Below are 15,136 nucleotides of genomic sequence, written 5' to 3'. Positions count from 1 at the left end.
GGCGGCTGAGGCCGCGGCGGCTGAGGCCGCGCCGCGGGCTCGTGCCCCGGCGCGTTCTGGTGCGGGACCGACGCCCGTGCTACACGCCCCCGCCCCGGGCCCCGCGCGCCCGCCGGCGCGGACGCGGCCGTCCGCGATCCCGCGACCGCGAGGGGCCGGGCCCATGGGGGAACCGGATGTCCGCCGCCACCAATCGTCTGCCCGGCATGCCCGCGTTCGAGTCGCCGTTCTTCGGGCGCCCGGGCTTCGCGCCGCCGATCAGGCCCGAGAACCTCCCGGTCGCGCAGGCGCTGCGCGAGAACGGCTACGCGGTCGTCGACTTTCCCGACCCCGATTTCGCCGCCCGGGCCGCGGCGATCCGCGCGGACCTCGACCCGCGCTACGACTGGGCGGAGTGGCGCGCCTCCGGCTTCGCGCGCGGCGACGGCCTGCGCATCCAGGACGCCTGGACGTTCAACGACGACGTGAAGGCGATCGCCTGCAACCCGGCGCTCCTCGCCCTGCTCTCGGACCTGTTCGGGCGCCAGGCCCAGCCGTTCCAGACGCTGAACTTCCCGGTCGGCACGCAGCAGCACTTCCACTCCGATGCCGCGCACTTCAACTCGCGGCCGGAGCGCTTCATGTGCGGCGTCTGGGTCGCGCTCGAGGACATCGAGGCCGATGCGGGGCCGCTCGTCTACTACCCGGGCACGCATACCTGGCCGGTCTTCGACAACGAGCACCTCGGCACGACGGCGCTCGGCCGCCGCAACGTCGGGCTCTACGGCCAGCTCTGGAGCGACCTCGTGACGGCGCACGGCCTTTCGCCCGAGCGCTTCCTCGCCCGCAAGGGCCAGGCGCTGATCTGGGCCGCCAACATCCTGCACGGCGGCGACCGCCAGACCAACCCGGACAGGACCCGCTGGTCGCAGGTGACGCACTACTTCTTCGAGGACTGCGCCTACTACACGCCGTTCTACTCCGACCCGTTCTCCGGCAGCATCGCCTGGCGCGAGCCGGTCGACATCCGCACGCGCGCGCCGATGGTCAACCGCGTCGGCGGCCAGCCCGTCGACGCGGCCTTCATCGAGGAATCCTCGGAGCGCTCGGGGCGGCTGCTGGCGGGGGAGAGCGCCGCGATCGCCTCCCGGGTCGCCGCCCTGCGCCAGGAGGTCGCCTACCACAGCGGCCGCGTCGACCGGCTCAAATCCTCCCTGTCCTGGCGCATCACCGCCCCGATCCGGGGCGTGGGCCGCCTGCTGAAGACGAAGCGCGCCTGACGGCCGCGCGCCCGCCCGGCGGAGAGGCCATGACCGATGCGATCCCGGCCGGCGTCTGGGGCCACCCGCCGGCCGACCTCGTCGCGCTGCCGGACGGCGCGCGCCAGCTCTCGCCGCTGATCCCCGGCAGCGCCGCCCTGGAGGAGCTCGCCCCCGGACACCTCGGGAGCCTCACGATCCTGGCGCCGCCCGGCACGCTGGAGCGGCGGCACGCGCTCGCGCACGCCCTGCGGGCGCTCGCGCCCGGCGGGGCCCTGACGGCGCTGGCACCGAAGGACAAGGGCGGCGCGCGCCTGCGCCGCGAGCTCGCGGGCTTCGGCTGCGCCGTCGACGAGACGGCGCGGCGCCACCACCGCATCTGCCGGGTCCGGCGGCCGGCGGAGCCCGCCGGGCTCGAGGCCGCCATCGACGAGGGGGCGCCGCGCCTCCTCGCGGAGACCGGCCTGTGGTCGCAGCCCGGCCTCTTCGCCTGGAACCGGATCGATCCCGGCACTGCGCTCCTGCTCGGCGCGCTTCCGGCGCTCGCGGGGCGCGGGGCGGATCTCGGCTGCGGCCTCGGCGTCATCGCCCGGGCGGTCCTGGCCTCGCCCGGGGTCGAGGCCCTGGCGCTCGTCGACATCGACCGCCGGGCCGTGGCGGCGGCCCGGCGCAACGTCGCGGATGCCCGGGCGGCCTTCGCCTGGGCCGACGCGCGGGACGCCGACGCGGTGCCGGACCGGCTCGACTTCGTGGTGATGAACCCGCCCTTCCACGACGGCGGCGCCGAGGACCAGGCCCTCGGCCAGGCCTTCATTCGCCGGGCCGCCGGGGCGCTCAGGCCCGGCGGCACCCTGTGGCTCACCGCCAACGCGCACCTGCCCTACGAGGCGGTCCTCTCCGAGGCGTTCCGGCAGGTGACCCCGCGGGCGGCCTCCGGCGGGTTCAAGGTCTTCGAGGCGCGCCGATGAGCGGCGGGTCCGTGCGCCTCGACCGCCTGCTCGCCAACCTCGGCTACGGCTCGCGCCGGGAGATCCAGGCGCTCGCCCGGGCCGGCGCCATCGTGCTCGACGGGGCCCCGCTGCGGGCCGCCGACCAGCGCATCGCGGTCACCCCCGACCTCGCCGCGCGCCTGCGGGTCGACGGCGAGGCCCTCGACCCGCCCCCCGGCCTCGTCGTGATGCTGCACAAGCCCCTCGGGGTCACGTGCTCGCACAAGGAGGCGGGGCCCCTGGTCTACGGCCTGCTGCCGCCGCGCTGGCGCCGGCGCGACCCGGCGCTCTCGACCGTCGGCCGCCTCGACAAGGACACCTCCGGCCTCCTGCTCCTCACCGACGACGGGGCCCTGCTGCACCGGATCATCTCGCCGAAGGCCAGGGTGGCGAAGCGTTACCGGGTCACCCTCGACCGGCCGCTCCGGGGCGACGAGGGCGCGGCGCTCGCCTCCGGCACCCTGATGCTCGAGGGCGAGGACGCGCCCCTGCTCCCGGTCGCCCTCGAGGCCCACGGGCCCGACCGCGCCGCCGTGACGCTGACCGAGGGCCGCTACCACCAAGTCCGCCGAATGTTCGCGGCCCTCGGCAACCACGTGGTGGCGCTCCACCGCGACCGGGTCGGCGGCCTCGACCTGCCGGAGGACCTCGCACCCGGCGCCTACCGGGTGCTGGGCGAGGCCGAGGTGGCGCGGGTATTCGCCGGGGGCTGAGGGCGCGCCGGGTCAGCCGAGGGTCGTCAGGTCCTGGAACCAGTGCTGGGCCTGGGTGTAGCCCTTCACCCGCGCCGACAGCGCGTGCGGGTTGGTGTCGTGCACGACCCAGACCTGCACGGCGTCGTCCACCACGATCTCGTGGACGCGCGCCAGCATGCGGTCCTGCTCGGCGGGATCGAAGCTCGCCCGGATCGCGTCGCAGAGCCGGTCGACCTCCGGGTTGCGGTAGTGGCTCCAGTTCACGCCGGTCGGCGCCACCTGCTTCGAATCGTAGAAGCGCAGGATGGCGTAGAGCGGGTCGGAGGTGACGTACGCGATGTTGCTGCCGCTCACGCCCTTGAGCGAGGGGTCGGCGGCGCCCTGACGCCAGGCGGTGTAGGCCACTTCGAGCTCGACCGCCTGGAACTCCAGCGCGATGCCGATCTCGGCCCAGCTCTGCTGCACGAACTCGTTGATGGGCAGCGACAGCATCTGGCCGGAGCCGCCCGTCGGGATGATGAACTTCGTGCGCAGCGGGTTCTGGGGCGAGTACCCGGCCTCGCGCACGAGCTTGCGGGCCGCGTCGACGTCGGTGCCGACCTGGAAGCTCGGCTTGCCGAACCACGGGCTCGACGGCTGCACCTGGCCCGCCGCCGGGGTGGCGAGCCCGCCCATGAGGGCGACGACGCTCTCCCGGTCGATGGCGAGGTTCGCGGCCTTGCGCAGGCGCAGGTCGCGCCAGGGGCTGCCCTCCAGCAGGGACAGGTGGTAGTTCCAGACGTGGGGCGTGTCGTTGCCGGTGACCCGCATCCCCGCCCCCTTGAGGCGCGGCACGGCGTCGGGCGCCGGCAGCTCGATCAGGTCGACGGTGCCCGACAGCAGGGCGTTCGCCCGGGCGAGGTCCTCCGGGATGCACGCCAGGGTGAGCTTGGCGAGGCGCGGCATGCGCCTGGGATTCCAGTAGGCCTCGTTCGGCGCGAGCTCGAGGCGCACCCGCGGCACTAGGCTGCTCAGCCGGTAGGGACCGGTGCCGGAGGGCTGGAACGCGAACTTGGTCCAGTCGCGCCCGACCGCCTCGAACTGGGCCGGGGAGGAGACCAGGAACCACAGCATCTGGTAGGGAAACAGCGCGTCGACCGCCTTGGTGGTGACCTGCACGGTCATCGCGTCGAGCCGGCGGTAGGCGGCGACCGAGGGCAGGCGCGGGCGCACCTGCGAGGCCTGGCGCTGGTCGAACTGCGCGGCCTGCGGGTTGAGCACCTTGTCGAGGTTCCAGATCACCGCGTCGGCGTCGAAGGCCGAGCCGTCGTGGAACCTGACCCCCTCGCGCAGGCGGAACACCCAGTTCCTGCGATCGGCCGGGTCGCTCTCCCAGGAGGTGGCGAGCCCCGGCACCAGCTTGCCGGGCCGGTCGGCGACGTCGAGCTCCCAGGCGACGAGCGGATCGTACAGGGTCAGGCCGGTGAACTGGTAGCCGCCCGCGCCCCGGTCGGGCTGGCCCGTGGTCAGCGGCAGGTCGAACATCGAGATGCCGTAGGTCAGGCTGCCGGAGGGCGTCCCCTCCGCCAGGACCGTCCCGGTCGGCCCGAGCGCGGCCAGGGCGGAGGCGCCGGCGAGGAAGTGCCGGCGCGAGAGGGAGGCGTGACTCATGGATGGACCCCGGCTGGAGGCGGCCTCGACCGGCCGCCTCGCTGACGCGTGACGCCGCCGGAGCGGCGTCGCCGCCCCGACGTCTGCAAGATGCGTGCAAGGGCCACCGCCGGACCGCGCCGGCAAACGCATAAAGACATCTTTATGTCTTGATTGCCTCCTAGCCGGGGCGCTGCTATACGCCCGGCACGCACGGGCGACACGGGAGCCACCGCATGCCGAGCACGCAGGACTACATCGTCAAGGACATCGGCCTCGCCGATTTCGGGCGCAAGGAAATCGCCATCGCCGAGACCGAGATGCCCGGCCTGATGGCCGTGCGCGAGGAGTACGCCGCGCGCCAGCCCCTCAAGGGCGCGAAGATCGCCGGCTCGCTGCACATGACGATCCAGACCGCGGTGCTGATCGAGACGCTGAAGAGCCTCGGCGCCGACATCCGCTGGGTCTCGTGCAACATCTACTCGACCCAGGACCACGCCGCCGCCGCGGTCGCGGCCGCCGGGATCCCGGTCTTCGCCGTCAAGGGCGAGACCCTCGAGGAGTACTGGGACTACACCGCCAAGCTGTTCGAGTGGCACGACGGCGGCATGCCGAACATGATCCTCGACGACGGCGGCGACGCCACCATGTTCGTGCATCTCGGCCTGCGCGCCGAGCGCGGCGACACCGCCTTCCTCGACAAGCCGGGCTCGGAGGAGGAGGAGATCTTCTTCGCGCTGCTCAAGCGCACGCTGGCCGGCACGCCGAAGGGCTGGTTCGCGGGCCTCGCCGAGTCGATCAAGGGCGTGTCGGAGGAGACCACCACCGGCGTCCACCGCCTCTACCTGCTCGCCAAGGAGGGCAAGCTCCTCTTCCCGGCGATCAACGTCAACGACTCGGTGACGAAGTCGAAGTTCGACAACCTCTACGGCTGCCGCGAGTCCCTGGTCGACGGCATCCGCCGCGGCACCGACGTCATGATGGCCGGCAAGGTCGCGATGGTGGCGGGCTTCGGCGACGTCGGCAAGGGCTCGGCCGCGTCCCTGCGCAACGCCGGCTGCCGCGTGCTGGTCTCGGAGGTCGACCCGATCTGCGCGCTCCAGGCCGCCATGGAGGGCTACGAGGTCACCACCATGGAGGATGCCGCGCCCCGCGCCGACATCTTCGTGACGGCGACCGGCAACAAGGACGTCATCACCCTCGACCACATGCGGTCGATGAAGGACCGGGCCATCGTCTGCAACATCGGCCACTTCGACAACGAGATCCAGGTCGCCGGCCTCAAGAACCTGAAGTGGCAGAACATCAAGCCGCAGGTCGACGAGATCGAGTTCGCCGACGGCCACCGCATCATCCTGCTGTCGGAAGGGCGCCTGGTGAACCTCGGCAACGCGATGGGGCATCCCTCCTTCGTCATGTCGGCCTCGTTCACCAACCAGACGCTGGCCCAGATCGAGCTCTGGACCAACCCCGGCAAGTACGAGCACAAGGTCTACACCCTGCCCAAGGCCCTCGACGAGAAGGTCGCGGCGCTGCACCTCGAGAAGATCGGGGTCAAGCTGACGAAGCTGCGCGACGACCAGGCCGCCTATATCGGCGTGAGCCAGACGGGGCCGTTCAAGCCCGACCACTACCGCTACTGAGCGGCCCGGAGAGCCGGCCGGCGGCTTCGCCCGGCCGGCTCCCACCCCCCTCGCCGAAACGCCGTGGCGCCGGGCCCTTGCGGGCTCCTACATCTCGCAGCGGCCTCATCTCTACGGCGCGCTCGATCCTCTCCTCAGGACCACGACCCTCACGAGCCTCACCGACGTGATGCTGGGGCATTCCTTCTGGATGCAGCGCCGGGTCGTCTGAGAAATGTCGTCGGGTGCGATCGCGCGTGCCTGGCAACGGGCGGGCGCTGCGGATCACCGCGCTCGTGCGCGAGCCCGTCCGCGCAGCCCGGTCCGCTGCTCTCGATCCACCCTCCGGCCCCATTTGCCAAGCGGCAGTTCGCTCGTCACGGGCTCGTGCGCCGCGCTCGCTCCCACGCACCAGCATTCTCGAGGACCCGCCCCGGCGCCGCGATTAAATTTCTGAGCAGGAGTGCTGGTGCCGCAAGAGGGATTCGAACCCCCGACCCTCTCATTACGAATGAGATGCTCTACCAGCTGAGCTATTGCGGCGGCGACCGCCGCGCGAGTGGGGCTCGGCAGTCCGGCGCCGTCTTACCCGCAGGCTCGCGCCTTGGCAAGGCTCGTGCGCGGGCAAGGGCCGTGCGCTTAAGCCCGCGGGGCGAGGGACGAGGGACGAGGCGCGGTCCGGGGTGTCGCGCTCAGGCCTCCGCGGCGCGGAGCGACCGTGCGCAGGCGGACAGGATCGCGGCGGCCGCGGCCGGGTAGCCCGCCTCGACCACGGCCTCGACGTCCCGGGCGGCCTCCGCGAGCAGGGCCTGCCCGTCCGCGACGCCCTGCCGGTGCAGGGCCGCCGCGAGGGCGGTGGCCAGGGTGGCGAACGCCACGCCGACATCCTGCTCGGTCATCGGGAAATCCTTCCGGTGGTCGGTCACGGGAGCGGCAGCCTCGCGGACGGGTCGCGGCGGGAGCGCGCGGACGCCCGCTGCCGCCGGTGAGGGGCGAGCGGTCGGACAACCGCGCGCCTACGGCGCCCGGGCCGGGCCGTCAACACTTCGCTCCTGTCGGCCCCAGTCCCGGGCGGGGACCGGCGCGGGGGTCGGGCCCTCGGGCGGGCGCCGAGCCCGGCGTCGGGCGGCGCGACGTGAGCCGTTGCGGAACCGGGCCGGCCGGCGGGTCCGGAGCCCGGCCTGGGCGCGCGGCCCTCATCCGCTACCTATGGAGCGGGCACGACGAGAGCCCTCCGGCGCGGGGACCCCGGCACGCAACCCGGGGGCCTGCGCCGCGGCACGATCGGACCGGCTCGGCGGGCCGCCGCGGGGCCGGGGCTCGAGGACGCGAACGACAGCCCCGGGGAGGGACAACCATCATGCGCCGCCCGCTCATCACCATTGCCTGTATCGCCGCCGCGCTCGCCGTCACGCCGCCCGCCGTCGGCCAGACGGCCCGGCCGGAGCCCGGCCCGCTCACGATCGCGAAGCAGGGCAGCTTCTTCGTCGGCGGGCGCGACGTGACCTCGGACACGCTGTCGACGCTGCCGAACTACGCGCCGTCGGGCACCATCACGGTCGACCAGATGTACGTGCGCTACCAGGTCCCGGCCGGGCCGCTCGGAATCCCCGTCACCCTCGTCCACGGCTGCTGCCTCACCGGCAAGACCTGGGAGACCACGCCGGACGGCCGCATGGGCTGGGACGAGTACTTCGTGCGGCGCGGCCACCCGACCTACGTCATCGACCAGGTCTGGCGCGGGCGCTCGGCCGCGAACCCCTCGTCCATCAACGCCGTGCGCGCCGGCAAGGCGCCCGTGGAGCAGTTGCCGACGGTGTTCTCCGCCGGGCACGAGGGCGCCTGGGCGATCTTCCGCTTCGGCAAGACCTACCCGGAGGTGATGCCGGGCCTGCGCTTCCCCCTCGCCGCGCAGGCCGAGTTCTGGAAGCAGATGGTCCCCGACAGCCTGGCGAGCCTGCCGACGCCGAACCCGACCGTGCCCGCCCTCTCGGACCTCGCCGGACGGATCGGCGGGACGGTGCTCATGAGCCACTCGCAATCCGGCATCTACCCGTTCCAGGCCGCGACCTTGAGCCGACGCGGCATCGCCGGCATCGTGTCGATCGAGCCGGGCGCGTGCCCGGAGCCGACCGACGACATGGCGCCCTACCGGGACCTGCCGATCCTGGTGGTGTTCGGCGACTACGTCGACGCGTTCCCGCGCTGGGCGCCGCGGCTCAGGACCTGCCGCGCCTTCGTGGCGGCGGCGAACGCCGCCGGCGGCAGGGCCGAGCTCCTGCTCCTGCCCGACATCGGCATCAAGGGGAACTCCCACATGCTGATGCAGGACGACAACAGCCTCGAGATCGCCGACCTCCTCCTCGACTGGATCGACCGGCACGCCGGCGCGGCCCGCTGAGGCGCGGGGCGCGGGGCCGGCACCGTCAGAGGAAGCCGAGGGAGATCCACGGGATGAAGGTGATCGCCAGGAGGCCGACGAGCAGCCAGCCGAGGTAGATCCAGATCCGCCGCATCCCGGCCTCGGGCGGCACCTGGCCGATGATGCAGGCGGCGTAGTAGCAGAGCCCGAAGGGCGGCGCGAACAGGCCGAGCCCCATCGCGAGGATCACCACCATGCTGTAGTGGACCTCGTGGATGCCGAACTGCTTGGCGATCGGAAACAGCAGCGGCCCGAACAGCACGATGGCCGGGATGCCCTCGAGCAGGCTGCCGAGCACGATGAAGGCCACGACCGAGACCAGCAGGAAGCCGGTGGCGCCGCCCGGGACCCGGGCCATCAGGGCCGCGAGGTCGTGCGAGAAGCCGGACTGCGTCAGCGCCCACGCCATCGCGCTCGCCGCCCCGACGATGAACAGGATCGCGCCCGAGAGCGACGCGGTCTTGACCAGCATCGGGCGCGTGGCCCGCCAGCTCAGGCCCCCGCGGTAGACGAGCAGGCCGAGCACCAGGGCGTAGACGATGCCGATGGTCGAGACCTCGGTCGCCGTCGCGACGCCCTCGACCACCGCGGTGCGGATGATGAAGGGCAGGAGCAGGGCCGGGACCGCCACGACGAGGGTCCGGCCGACCACGGAGGCCGGCGCGCGGGCCACCGGGGCGGCGTCCTCCTCGGTGCCGGCCCGGTAGCGGGCCACCAGCGCGAGCACCAGGGCGAGGACGAGGGCCGGCAGGATGCCGGCGGTGAACAGGGCCGCGATGGAGACCCCGGTCACCGACGCGATGGCGATCAGCACGATGGAGGGCGGGATGGTCTCGCTCATCGCGCCGGAGGCGGCGAGCAGCGAGAGCAACTCGCCCTCCCGCATGCCGCGCCGGCGCATCTCGGGAAACAGCACCGGGGCGACCGCCGCCATGTCGGCGGTCTTCGAGCCCGAGATGCCGGAGACGAGCAGCATGGCGCCGAGGAGCACGTAGGACATCCCGGCCTTCACGTGGCCGAGGAGCGCGGCGAGGAACGCCACCATGGCGCGGGCCATGCCGGTGGCCTCGACGAGCTGCCCGAGGAGGACGAAGAGCGGCACCGCCAGCAGGATCAGCCCGCTCATGCCCTCGTCCATGCGGCCGACCACGATGGTGAGCGGCGTCGACGTGGTGGCGAGGAGGTAGGCGGCGGTGGCGAGGCCGAACGAGAAGGCGATCGGCACCCCGGCGATCACCCCGGCCCCGAGCAGGCCGACGAAGAAGATCACCAGCGCCCCGTTGCCTATGCCCGCGAGCCAGGGCGCCCCGAGGTGGAGGAGGCCCGCGAGGCCGCCGAGCAGCACGGCGACGCTCGCGACGTCGCGGGGGGCGTGCCGGGCGAGCCGCACGAGGCAGGACAGGACGGCGACCGCGCAGCCGAACGGCATCGCGGCGGCCCGCACCATGCCCGACCAGCCGAGCGCCGGCGTCTCCACGAAGGACTGGTCGTCGAGGTACTCGACGGCCGGGTGCAGCAGGAGGGCGAGGAACACCGCCACCGCCCCCACCGCCAGCGTCTCGAAGAAGGCCTGGGCGCGGGGCGACAGGGTGCCGACCACGAAGGTCAGCCGCATGTGCTCGCCGCGCTGCACCGCCACCACGCTGCCCAGAATGGCGAGCCAGAGGAACAGGATCGCGGCGAGCTCGTCCGACCAGATGATCGGGGCGTGGAAGGTGCGCGCGACGATGCCCACGAACAGGATCGCCACCTCGGCGACGACGAGGAGCGCCGCCGGCACCTCGATCAGGTGGCGCAGCCAGCGCTCGGCGAGGTCGAGCCCGTGCGCCAGCGGGACGGCGGCGGGCGCGACCGCCACCCCGGGGGCTCCGGGGGCGGCGCTCACGCCAGCCCCCCGACGACGGATTCGAGGGATTTCCAGGCCTCGGGACCGAACTTCTCGCGCCAGTCCCGGTAGTAGCCGCTCTGGGCCAGCGCCTTGCGGAAGGCCGCCTTGTCGGGCGCCTCGAAGGCGAGGCCCCTGGCGGCGAGGTCGGTCTTGAGGGAGGCGTTGAGCCGGACCACGTCCCCGCGCTGCTCCAGTGCGGCCCGGTCGAGCTCGCGCCGCACGATCTCCTGGAGGTCGGCCGGCAGGCGCCCGAAGGCCCGGCGGTTGGCCAGGATCCAGAAGGGGTCCCAGATGTGGTTGGTCTCCGAGACGTACTTCTGGACCTCGTAGAGCTTGCCGGACTCGATCGCCACGAGGCCGTTCTCCTGGCCGTCGACCAGCCGGGTCTGCAGCGCGGTGTAGAGCTCGTTGAAGTTGATCGAGGTCGGGTTGGCGCCGAGCGCGCTGAACAGGGAGGTGAAGATCGGCGAGACCGGCACCCGGATCCGGTATCCCTTGAGGTCCTCGGGCGTGCGGATCGGCTTGGCCGACGAGGTGATCTGCCGGAAACTGTTGTCGGCCGCCTTGGCGGCGACGAGGACGCCCGCCTTCTCGATCTGCGCGCGCACGTAGGCGCCGACCTCGCCGTCCACGCCCTGCCAGACCTGGTCGTAGGTCGAGAACGCGAAGCCCACGTTGGTGACGGCGGCGCCCGGCGCCACCGTCGAGATCACCGAGCCGGCGATGTTGAGGAACTCGATGCCGCCCGAGCGCACCTGCGTGATCAGGTCGGTGTCGGAGCCGAGCTGGCTCGCCGGGAAGAACTTGAGCTCGATGCGCCCGCCCGAGGCCTCGCGGATGCGCTGCGTCGCCTGCTCCAAGCGCGCGTTGATCGGCTGGGTCAGGGACTGGCCGGTGGCGAGCTTGTAGGTGAACTCCGCCGCGGCGGCCGGCCGCGTCCGGACGGCGACGAGGGGCAGGGCGGCGGCGCCCGCGATCAGGGCGCGGCGCGACAGGCCCGGCGCGACGGGGGCAGCGGCGGTCTCGTCCGGCATGGGGGTTCCTCCTGGCGTGGTGCCGGCGCCTGCGTGGGAGCCGGGCTCGTGATTGGTGTCGGTCGTTTCGGTGTCGGCGGCCCGGGCCATCGGCCGTCCGGGTCCGCCGGTGGCGGCCGGCTCCGCGGGCCCCTCGCGCATCTTCCTTGGTGCGGCCGCGACGGCCGGCCGCTCGGTGTTCCTCCGCGGCTCCACTTGAGGGGAACTCGCCCGCGCCCCGGGACGGGCCGGCGCGCCCAATCGAGGTTAGGAAGGCTGTTCATGAAGCGCAATTCAGTTTAACTGTCCCTCCGTGTAGCCAGGCTAAATGGTTCGCCATGCAGATCCCGCTGCGGTCGATCGGTGTCTTCCACGCGGTCGCCCGCATGGGCAGCGTCTCGCGGGCCGCCGACGAGCTCTGCGTGACGCCCTCGGCGGTGAGCCAGCAGATCCAGGCGCTCGAGGTCCACCTCGGCACCGCCCTGATCGTCAAGGCCGGCCGGAGCATCGCGCTGACCGAGGCGGGCGAGCGCTACTTCGAGATGATCGGCGGCGAGGTCGAGCGCATCGCCGAGGCGACCCTGCGCATCCGGGGCTTCCGGTCGGTGATGTCGCTCAACCTGAGGGCGACCCCGACCCTGTCGAGCAAGTGGCTGCTGCCGCGGCTCTCCGCCTTCCTCGACGCCCACCCGGACATCGAGGTGCGCCTCGACGGGACCAGCGGGCCGACGAATTTCGGCACCGAGAACGTCGACCTCGAGATCCGGCACGGCGACGGGCGCTGGCCCGGCCTCTACGTCGAGGGGCTGGCCGAGGAGCGCTTCCTGCCCGTCTGCGCCCCCGCCCTGGCTCCCCCGGAGAGCCTCGAGCCGGCGGAGCTCGGCGCCTTCCGGCTCATCCACTCGGTGCGCTCGCAGGTGCCCTGGGGCCGCTGGTTCGCGCAGGTCGGCGCCGAGCCGGCGGAGCGCTGGCGCCGGGTGCTGTTCGACCGCTCCCACATGGCGGTGGACGCCGCCGCCGGGGGCCTCGGCATCGCGCTCGAGAGCACCCTGATGATGACGGACGAACTGCGCGCCGGCCTCCTCGCCTGCCCGGTGCGCGCGCCGCCGGCCATCGGCCTCGTGACCCAGTGGATCGTCTGTCCCCACGACCACCTGCGCCACCGCAAGGTGCAGACCTTCCTCGCCTGGCTCCGGACCGAGCGCGACCGCTGGCAGGCCGGGGAGGGCGGCGCGACCCTTTAGCCGGGCTACATCGTCCGCTCGGAATTCTCGCTAGTCCTTCATGGAGGCCTCCCCGTAGCGTGACGGCCGTCGCGGCGCTCCATCGATCGCCGGCGGCCGCGGCGGGGTGGTGCCGCGGGCCGCCCGAGGCCCGGCGCCGGATCCGGCGCCGGACCGGGCGCCGCGTGCCGGACGCGGCCTCGCGGGCCTCAAGCCCACCACGCGGGCCGAGCCCCGCCAAACATGCGGGCCGAGGCCCGCCCAACACGCGGGCATGACCTGCCCGACGACAGGGAAGGAAGCCACATGAACCTCTCGAGCCTCCTCACGCAGCGCGCCGCCGCCGGGCGCCCGGTGCGCGTGGGCCTGATCGGAGCCGGCAAGTTCGGCTCGATGGTGCTGGCCCAGGCGCAGCGCATCGAGGGCCTGCACGTCGTCGGCGTCGCCGACCTCGACGTCGCCAAGGCCCGCGCATCGCTCGACCGGGTCGGCTGGCCGGCGGAGCGCTACGCCGCCGCGACGCTCGCGGACGCGCTCACGGGCGGCGGAACCTGCGTGCTGCCCGACGCGGCGGCCCTGTGCGCCTTCGAGGGGATCGAGTGCGTGATCGAGGCGACCGGCCACCCGATCGCCGGGATCCGGCACGCCCTCGCGGCGATCGACGGAGCCAAGCACGTCGTGATGGTCAACGTCGAGGCCGACGTGCTGTGCGGACCGCTGCTCGCCGAGCGGGCGCGCCGCAAGGGCGTGGTCTACAGCATGGCCTACGGCGACCAGCCGGCGCTGATCTGCGAGCTGGTGGACTGGGCCCGGGCCTGCGGCTTCGAGGTCACGGCCGCCGGCAAGGGCATGAACTTCGAGCCCCGCTACCGCTACTCGACGCCCGACACGGTCTGGGGCTTCTTCGGCTGGACCGAGGAGGAGGTGGCGAAGGGCGACTTCAACCCGAAAATGTACAACTCGTTCACCGACGGCACCAAGGCGGCCATCGAGATGGCGGCGGTCGCCAACGGCACCGGACTCGACTGCCCGGAGGACGGGCTCGCCTTCCCGCCGGCCGGCCTGCAGGACCTCGCCCGGGTGTTCCGTCCCGCCGCCGACGGCGGCCGGCTCGCCCGCAGCGGTCTCGTCGACATCGCGGCGAGCCAGGAGCCCGACGGCCGCGAGGTGTTCAACAACATCCGCTACGGCGTGTTCGTCACCATGAAGGCGCCCAACGAGTACACCCGCGCCTGCTTCCGCCAGTACGGCCTCCAGACCGATCCTTCCGGCTGGTACGGCTCGCTCTGGCGCCCCTTCCACCTGATCGGGCTCGAGACCAGCATCAGCGTGCTGTCGGCGGTCCTGCGCAACGAGCCGACGGGGTCCTCGAAGGAGTTCCGGGGCGACGCCGTGGCGACGGCCAAGCGCGACCTCCAGCCCGGCGAGATGCTGGACGGGGAGGGCGGCTACGCGGTGTGGGCGAACGCCATCCCGGCCGCGCGGAGCCTCGCCCTCGGCGCCCTGCCGATCGGGCTCGCCCACAACGTCCGCCTCACCCGCCCGGTCCGCAAGGACACGATCGTGCGCTTCGAGGACGTCGTGATCGAGCAGGACCTCGACGTGGTGGCGCTCCGGCGCCAGATGGAGGATGCGGCCCGGCCGACCGGCGCCCGGGCGGCCTGAGCCGGACGGGCCGCCCTGGCGGCGCAGGGCCGCCTCCGCACCCGCGCGGCACCCGGGCCTCGGGACGAGGCGCGGGTGCCGCGTCCCATCCCGCCGCACCGGACGCCCCCATGCCCCCAGCCTTCGTGGTCATCGCCGAGTTCAAGCTGAAGGAGGGCGCCCGCGCGGCCTTCCTGGAGCTCGCGCGCGACGACGCCGCGCACTCGGTCGCCGACGAGCCGGGCTGCCGGCAGTTCGACGTGACCGTGGCGGAGGACGATCCCGACCGGATCGTGCTCTACGAGGTCTACGACGACCGCGCCGCGTTCGAGGCGCACCTCGAGACGCCCCACCTCGCGCGCTTCCGCGCCGGCTTCCCGGCGCTGGCCGAGCCGCTCCCGGTGCGCTTCCTGAGCCGCCACCATCCCTGAGGCGCGGGCGCCGCTCCGGCGGCGCGGCCGGGCCCGCCCGGCCTCCCGGCGACCGGCTCAGTCCGCCACGTCGGTCTCGGGCCGGTCGCCGCCCCGGGCGGCCTCGTCGTGCCAGACGTACTTGTCGTCCTCGTAGCTGATCACCCCGTCCTCGCCGGGGGCGCGCTGCTCGGCCGCCGCACGCTCGGCCGCGGTGTGGGCCGCCTGCCGGTTCGGGAACGTCTCGGAGAAGACGTCGCCGACCTTGTAGGCCCAGCCGCCGTCGTGCTCCACGATCCGATACGTCACTCGCGCCATCTGAGAAACCCCCGAACCCGTGTTGAGGCGGAACGGCGGGCCCGC

At 73.2% G+C, this 15,136-nt stretch carries 13 protein-coding genes and 1 tRNA gene; 8 read left to right on the top strand and 6 right to left on the bottom strand.

All coding sequences use genetic code 11. From position 1 onward, the window contains the following. The first annotated feature begins 206 nt into the window (after positions 1-206). From DT057_RS15340 to DT057_RS15330, 3 genes are read left to right on the top strand one after another with little or no spacing between them, the layout of a single operon-like run. Positions 207-1,259, top strand: a complete 1,053-nt coding sequence (locus DT057_RS15340) for a phytanoyl-CoA dioxygenase family protein (RefSeq protein ID WP_128562970.1) — start codon at positions 207-209, stop codon at positions 1,257-1,259. A gap of 29 nt (positions 1,260-1,288) precedes the next feature. Beyond that, entirely contained in the window at positions 1,289-2,206 is a 918-nt protein-coding gene (locus tag DT057_RS15335; RefSeq protein ID WP_128562969.1) for a class I SAM-dependent methyltransferase, read from the top strand. Then, positions 2,203-2,940 carry a pseudouridine synthase gene (locus DT057_RS15330; RefSeq protein ID WP_128562968.1) on the top strand — a complete coding sequence of 246 codons (738 nt, stop codon included), beginning with the start codon at positions 2,203-2,205 and terminating at the stop codon, positions 2,938-2,940. Before DT057_RS15335 ends, DT057_RS15330 begins: the two co-directional genes overlap by 4 nt. Positions 2,941-2,952: 12 nt before the next feature. Here the strand turns inward: DT057_RS15330 and DT057_RS15325 are convergent, their stop codons facing one another. Next, positions 2,953-4,572 carry an ABC transporter substrate-binding protein gene (locus DT057_RS15325; protein ID WP_128562967.1) on the bottom strand — a complete coding sequence of 540 codons (1,620 nt, stop codon included), beginning with the start codon at positions 4,570-4,572 and terminating at the stop codon, positions 2,953-2,955. A gap of 215 nt (positions 4,573-4,787) precedes the next feature. Between DT057_RS15325 and ahcY the strand changes: the two genes are divergently transcribed. Continuing rightward, positions 4,788-6,194 carry an adenosylhomocysteinase gene (ahcY, locus tag DT057_RS15320; RefSeq protein ID WP_128562966.1) on the top strand — a complete coding sequence of 469 codons (1,407 nt, stop codon included), beginning with the start codon at positions 4,788-4,790 and terminating at the stop codon, positions 6,192-6,194. Between the two features lie 446 nt (positions 6,195-6,640). Here ahcY and DT057_RS15315 read toward each other — a convergent pair. Together DT057_RS15315 and DT057_RS15310 are read right to left on the bottom strand one after the other, a co-directional pair. Next, positions 6,641-6,716: transfer RNA gene (locus DT057_RS15315), tRNA-Thr, on the bottom strand. A 149-nt stretch (positions 6,717-6,865) separates the two neighbouring features. Beyond that, a complete protein-coding gene (locus DT057_RS15310) occupies positions 6,866-7,072 on the bottom strand; it encodes a hypothetical protein (RefSeq protein ID WP_128562965.1) in 207 nt (68 codons plus the stop codon). Positions 7,073-7,533: 461 nt separating this feature from the next. Here DT057_RS15310 and DT057_RS15305 point away from each other — a divergent pair, with 461 nt between their 5' ends. Next, complete coding sequence (locus DT057_RS15305) at positions 7,534-8,574, top strand: alpha/beta hydrolase family protein (protein ID WP_238312878.1); 1,041 nt, start codon at positions 7,534-7,536, stop codon at positions 8,572-8,574. A 25-nt stretch (positions 8,575-8,599) separates the two neighbouring features. Here DT057_RS15305 and DT057_RS15300 read toward each other — a convergent pair whose 3' ends face one another. Beyond that, on the bottom strand, positions 8,600-10,480 hold the full coding sequence (locus DT057_RS15300; RefSeq protein ID WP_128562964.1) for a TRAP transporter large permease: 1,881 nt from the start codon (positions 10,478-10,480) through the stop codon (positions 8,600-8,602). Next, positions 10,477-11,517: a TRAP transporter substrate-binding protein gene (locus DT057_RS15295; RefSeq protein WP_128562963.1), complete on the bottom strand. Its 1,041-nt coding sequence runs from the start codon at positions 11,515-11,517 to the stop codon at positions 10,477-10,479. Before DT057_RS15295 ends, DT057_RS15300 begins: the two co-directional genes overlap by 4 nt. A gap of 317 nt (positions 11,518-11,834) precedes the next feature. On the opposite strand from DT057_RS15295, the gene DT057_RS15290 reads away from it, so the two are divergent. The 3 genes from DT057_RS15290 to DT057_RS15280 all read left to right on the top strand — a co-directional run bounded on the left by DT057_RS15290 (position 11,835) and on the right by DT057_RS15280 (position 14,794). Continuing rightward, on the top strand, positions 11,835-12,740 hold the full coding sequence (locus DT057_RS15290; RefSeq protein ID WP_128562962.1) for a LysR substrate-binding domain-containing protein: 906 nt from the start codon (positions 11,835-11,837) through the stop codon (positions 12,738-12,740). Between the two features lie 285 nt (positions 12,741-13,025). Further along, on the top strand, positions 13,026-14,384 hold the full coding sequence (locus tag DT057_RS15285) for an NAD(P)H-dependent oxidoreductase (RefSeq protein ID WP_128562961.1): 1,359 nt from the start codon (positions 13,026-13,028) through the stop codon (positions 14,382-14,384). A 110-nt stretch (positions 14,385-14,494) separates the two neighbouring features. After that, complete coding sequence (locus tag DT057_RS15280) at positions 14,495-14,794, top strand: putative quinol monooxygenase (RefSeq protein WP_128562960.1); 300 nt, start codon at positions 14,495-14,497, stop codon at positions 14,792-14,794. Between the two features lie 57 nt (positions 14,795-14,851). On the opposite strand, the gene DT057_RS15275 is transcribed toward DT057_RS15280, so the two are convergent. Then, positions 14,852-15,091, bottom strand: a complete 240-nt coding sequence (locus DT057_RS15275) for a DUF2188 domain-containing protein (RefSeq protein WP_128562959.1) — start codon at positions 15,089-15,091, stop codon at positions 14,852-14,854. Between the last annotated feature and the right edge of the window lie 45 nt (positions 15,092-15,136).

This window comes from Methylobacterium crusticola, assembly GCF_003574465.1.
Taxonomy (GTDB): domain Bacteria; phylum Pseudomonadota; class Alphaproteobacteria; order Rhizobiales; family Beijerinckiaceae; genus Methylobacterium; species Methylobacterium crusticola.
The sequence above is the reverse complement of the archived record's forward strand: the minus strand, read 5'-3'. Positions and strand labels throughout refer to the sequence as shown.

Excerpts from the sequence above, each read along its gene's own strand:
- DT057_RS15295 (WP_128562963.1), bottom strand. The coding sequence starts at position 11,517 with ATGCCGGACGAGACCGCCGCTGCCCCCGTCGCGCCGGGCCTGTCGCGC.
- ahcY (WP_128562966.1), top strand. The coding sequence starts at position 4,788 with ATGCCGAGCACGCAGGACTACATCGTCAAGGACATCGGCCTCGCCGAT.
- DT057_RS15325 (WP_128562967.1), bottom strand. The coding sequence starts at position 4,572 with ATGAGTCACGCCTCCCTCTCGCGCCGGCACTTCCTCGCCGGCGCCTCC.
- DT057_RS15330 (WP_128562968.1), top strand. The coding sequence starts at position 2,203 with ATGAGCGGCGGGTCCGTGCGCCTCGACCGCCTGCTCGCCAACCTCGGC.
- DT057_RS15335 (WP_128562969.1), top strand. The coding sequence starts at position 1,289 with ATGACCGATGCGATCCCGGCCGGCGTCTGGGGCCACCCGCCGGCCGAC.
- DT057_RS15305 (WP_238312878.1), top strand. The coding sequence starts at position 7,534 with ATGCGCCGCCCGCTCATCACCATTGCCTGTATCGCCGCCGCGCTCGCC.
- DT057_RS15280 (WP_128562960.1), top strand. The coding sequence starts at position 14,495 with ATGCCCCCAGCCTTCGTGGTCATCGCCGAGTTCAAGCTGAAGGAGGGC.
- DT057_RS15310 (WP_128562965.1), bottom strand. The coding sequence starts at position 7,072 with ATGACCGAGCAGGATGTCGGCGTGGCGTTCGCCACCCTGGCCACCGCC.
- DT057_RS15275 (WP_128562959.1), bottom strand. The coding sequence starts at position 15,091 with ATGGCGCGAGTGACGTATCGGATCGTGGAGCACGACGGCGGCTGGGCC.
- DT057_RS15285 (WP_128562961.1), top strand. The coding sequence starts at position 13,026 with ATGAACCTCTCGAGCCTCCTCACGCAGCGCGCCGCCGCCGGGCGCCCG.
- DT057_RS15340 (WP_128562970.1), top strand. The coding sequence starts at position 207 with ATGCCCGCGTTCGAGTCGCCGTTCTTCGGGCGCCCGGGCTTCGCGCCG.
- DT057_RS15290 (WP_128562962.1), top strand. The coding sequence starts at position 11,835 with ATGCAGATCCCGCTGCGGTCGATCGGTGTCTTCCACGCGGTCGCCCGC.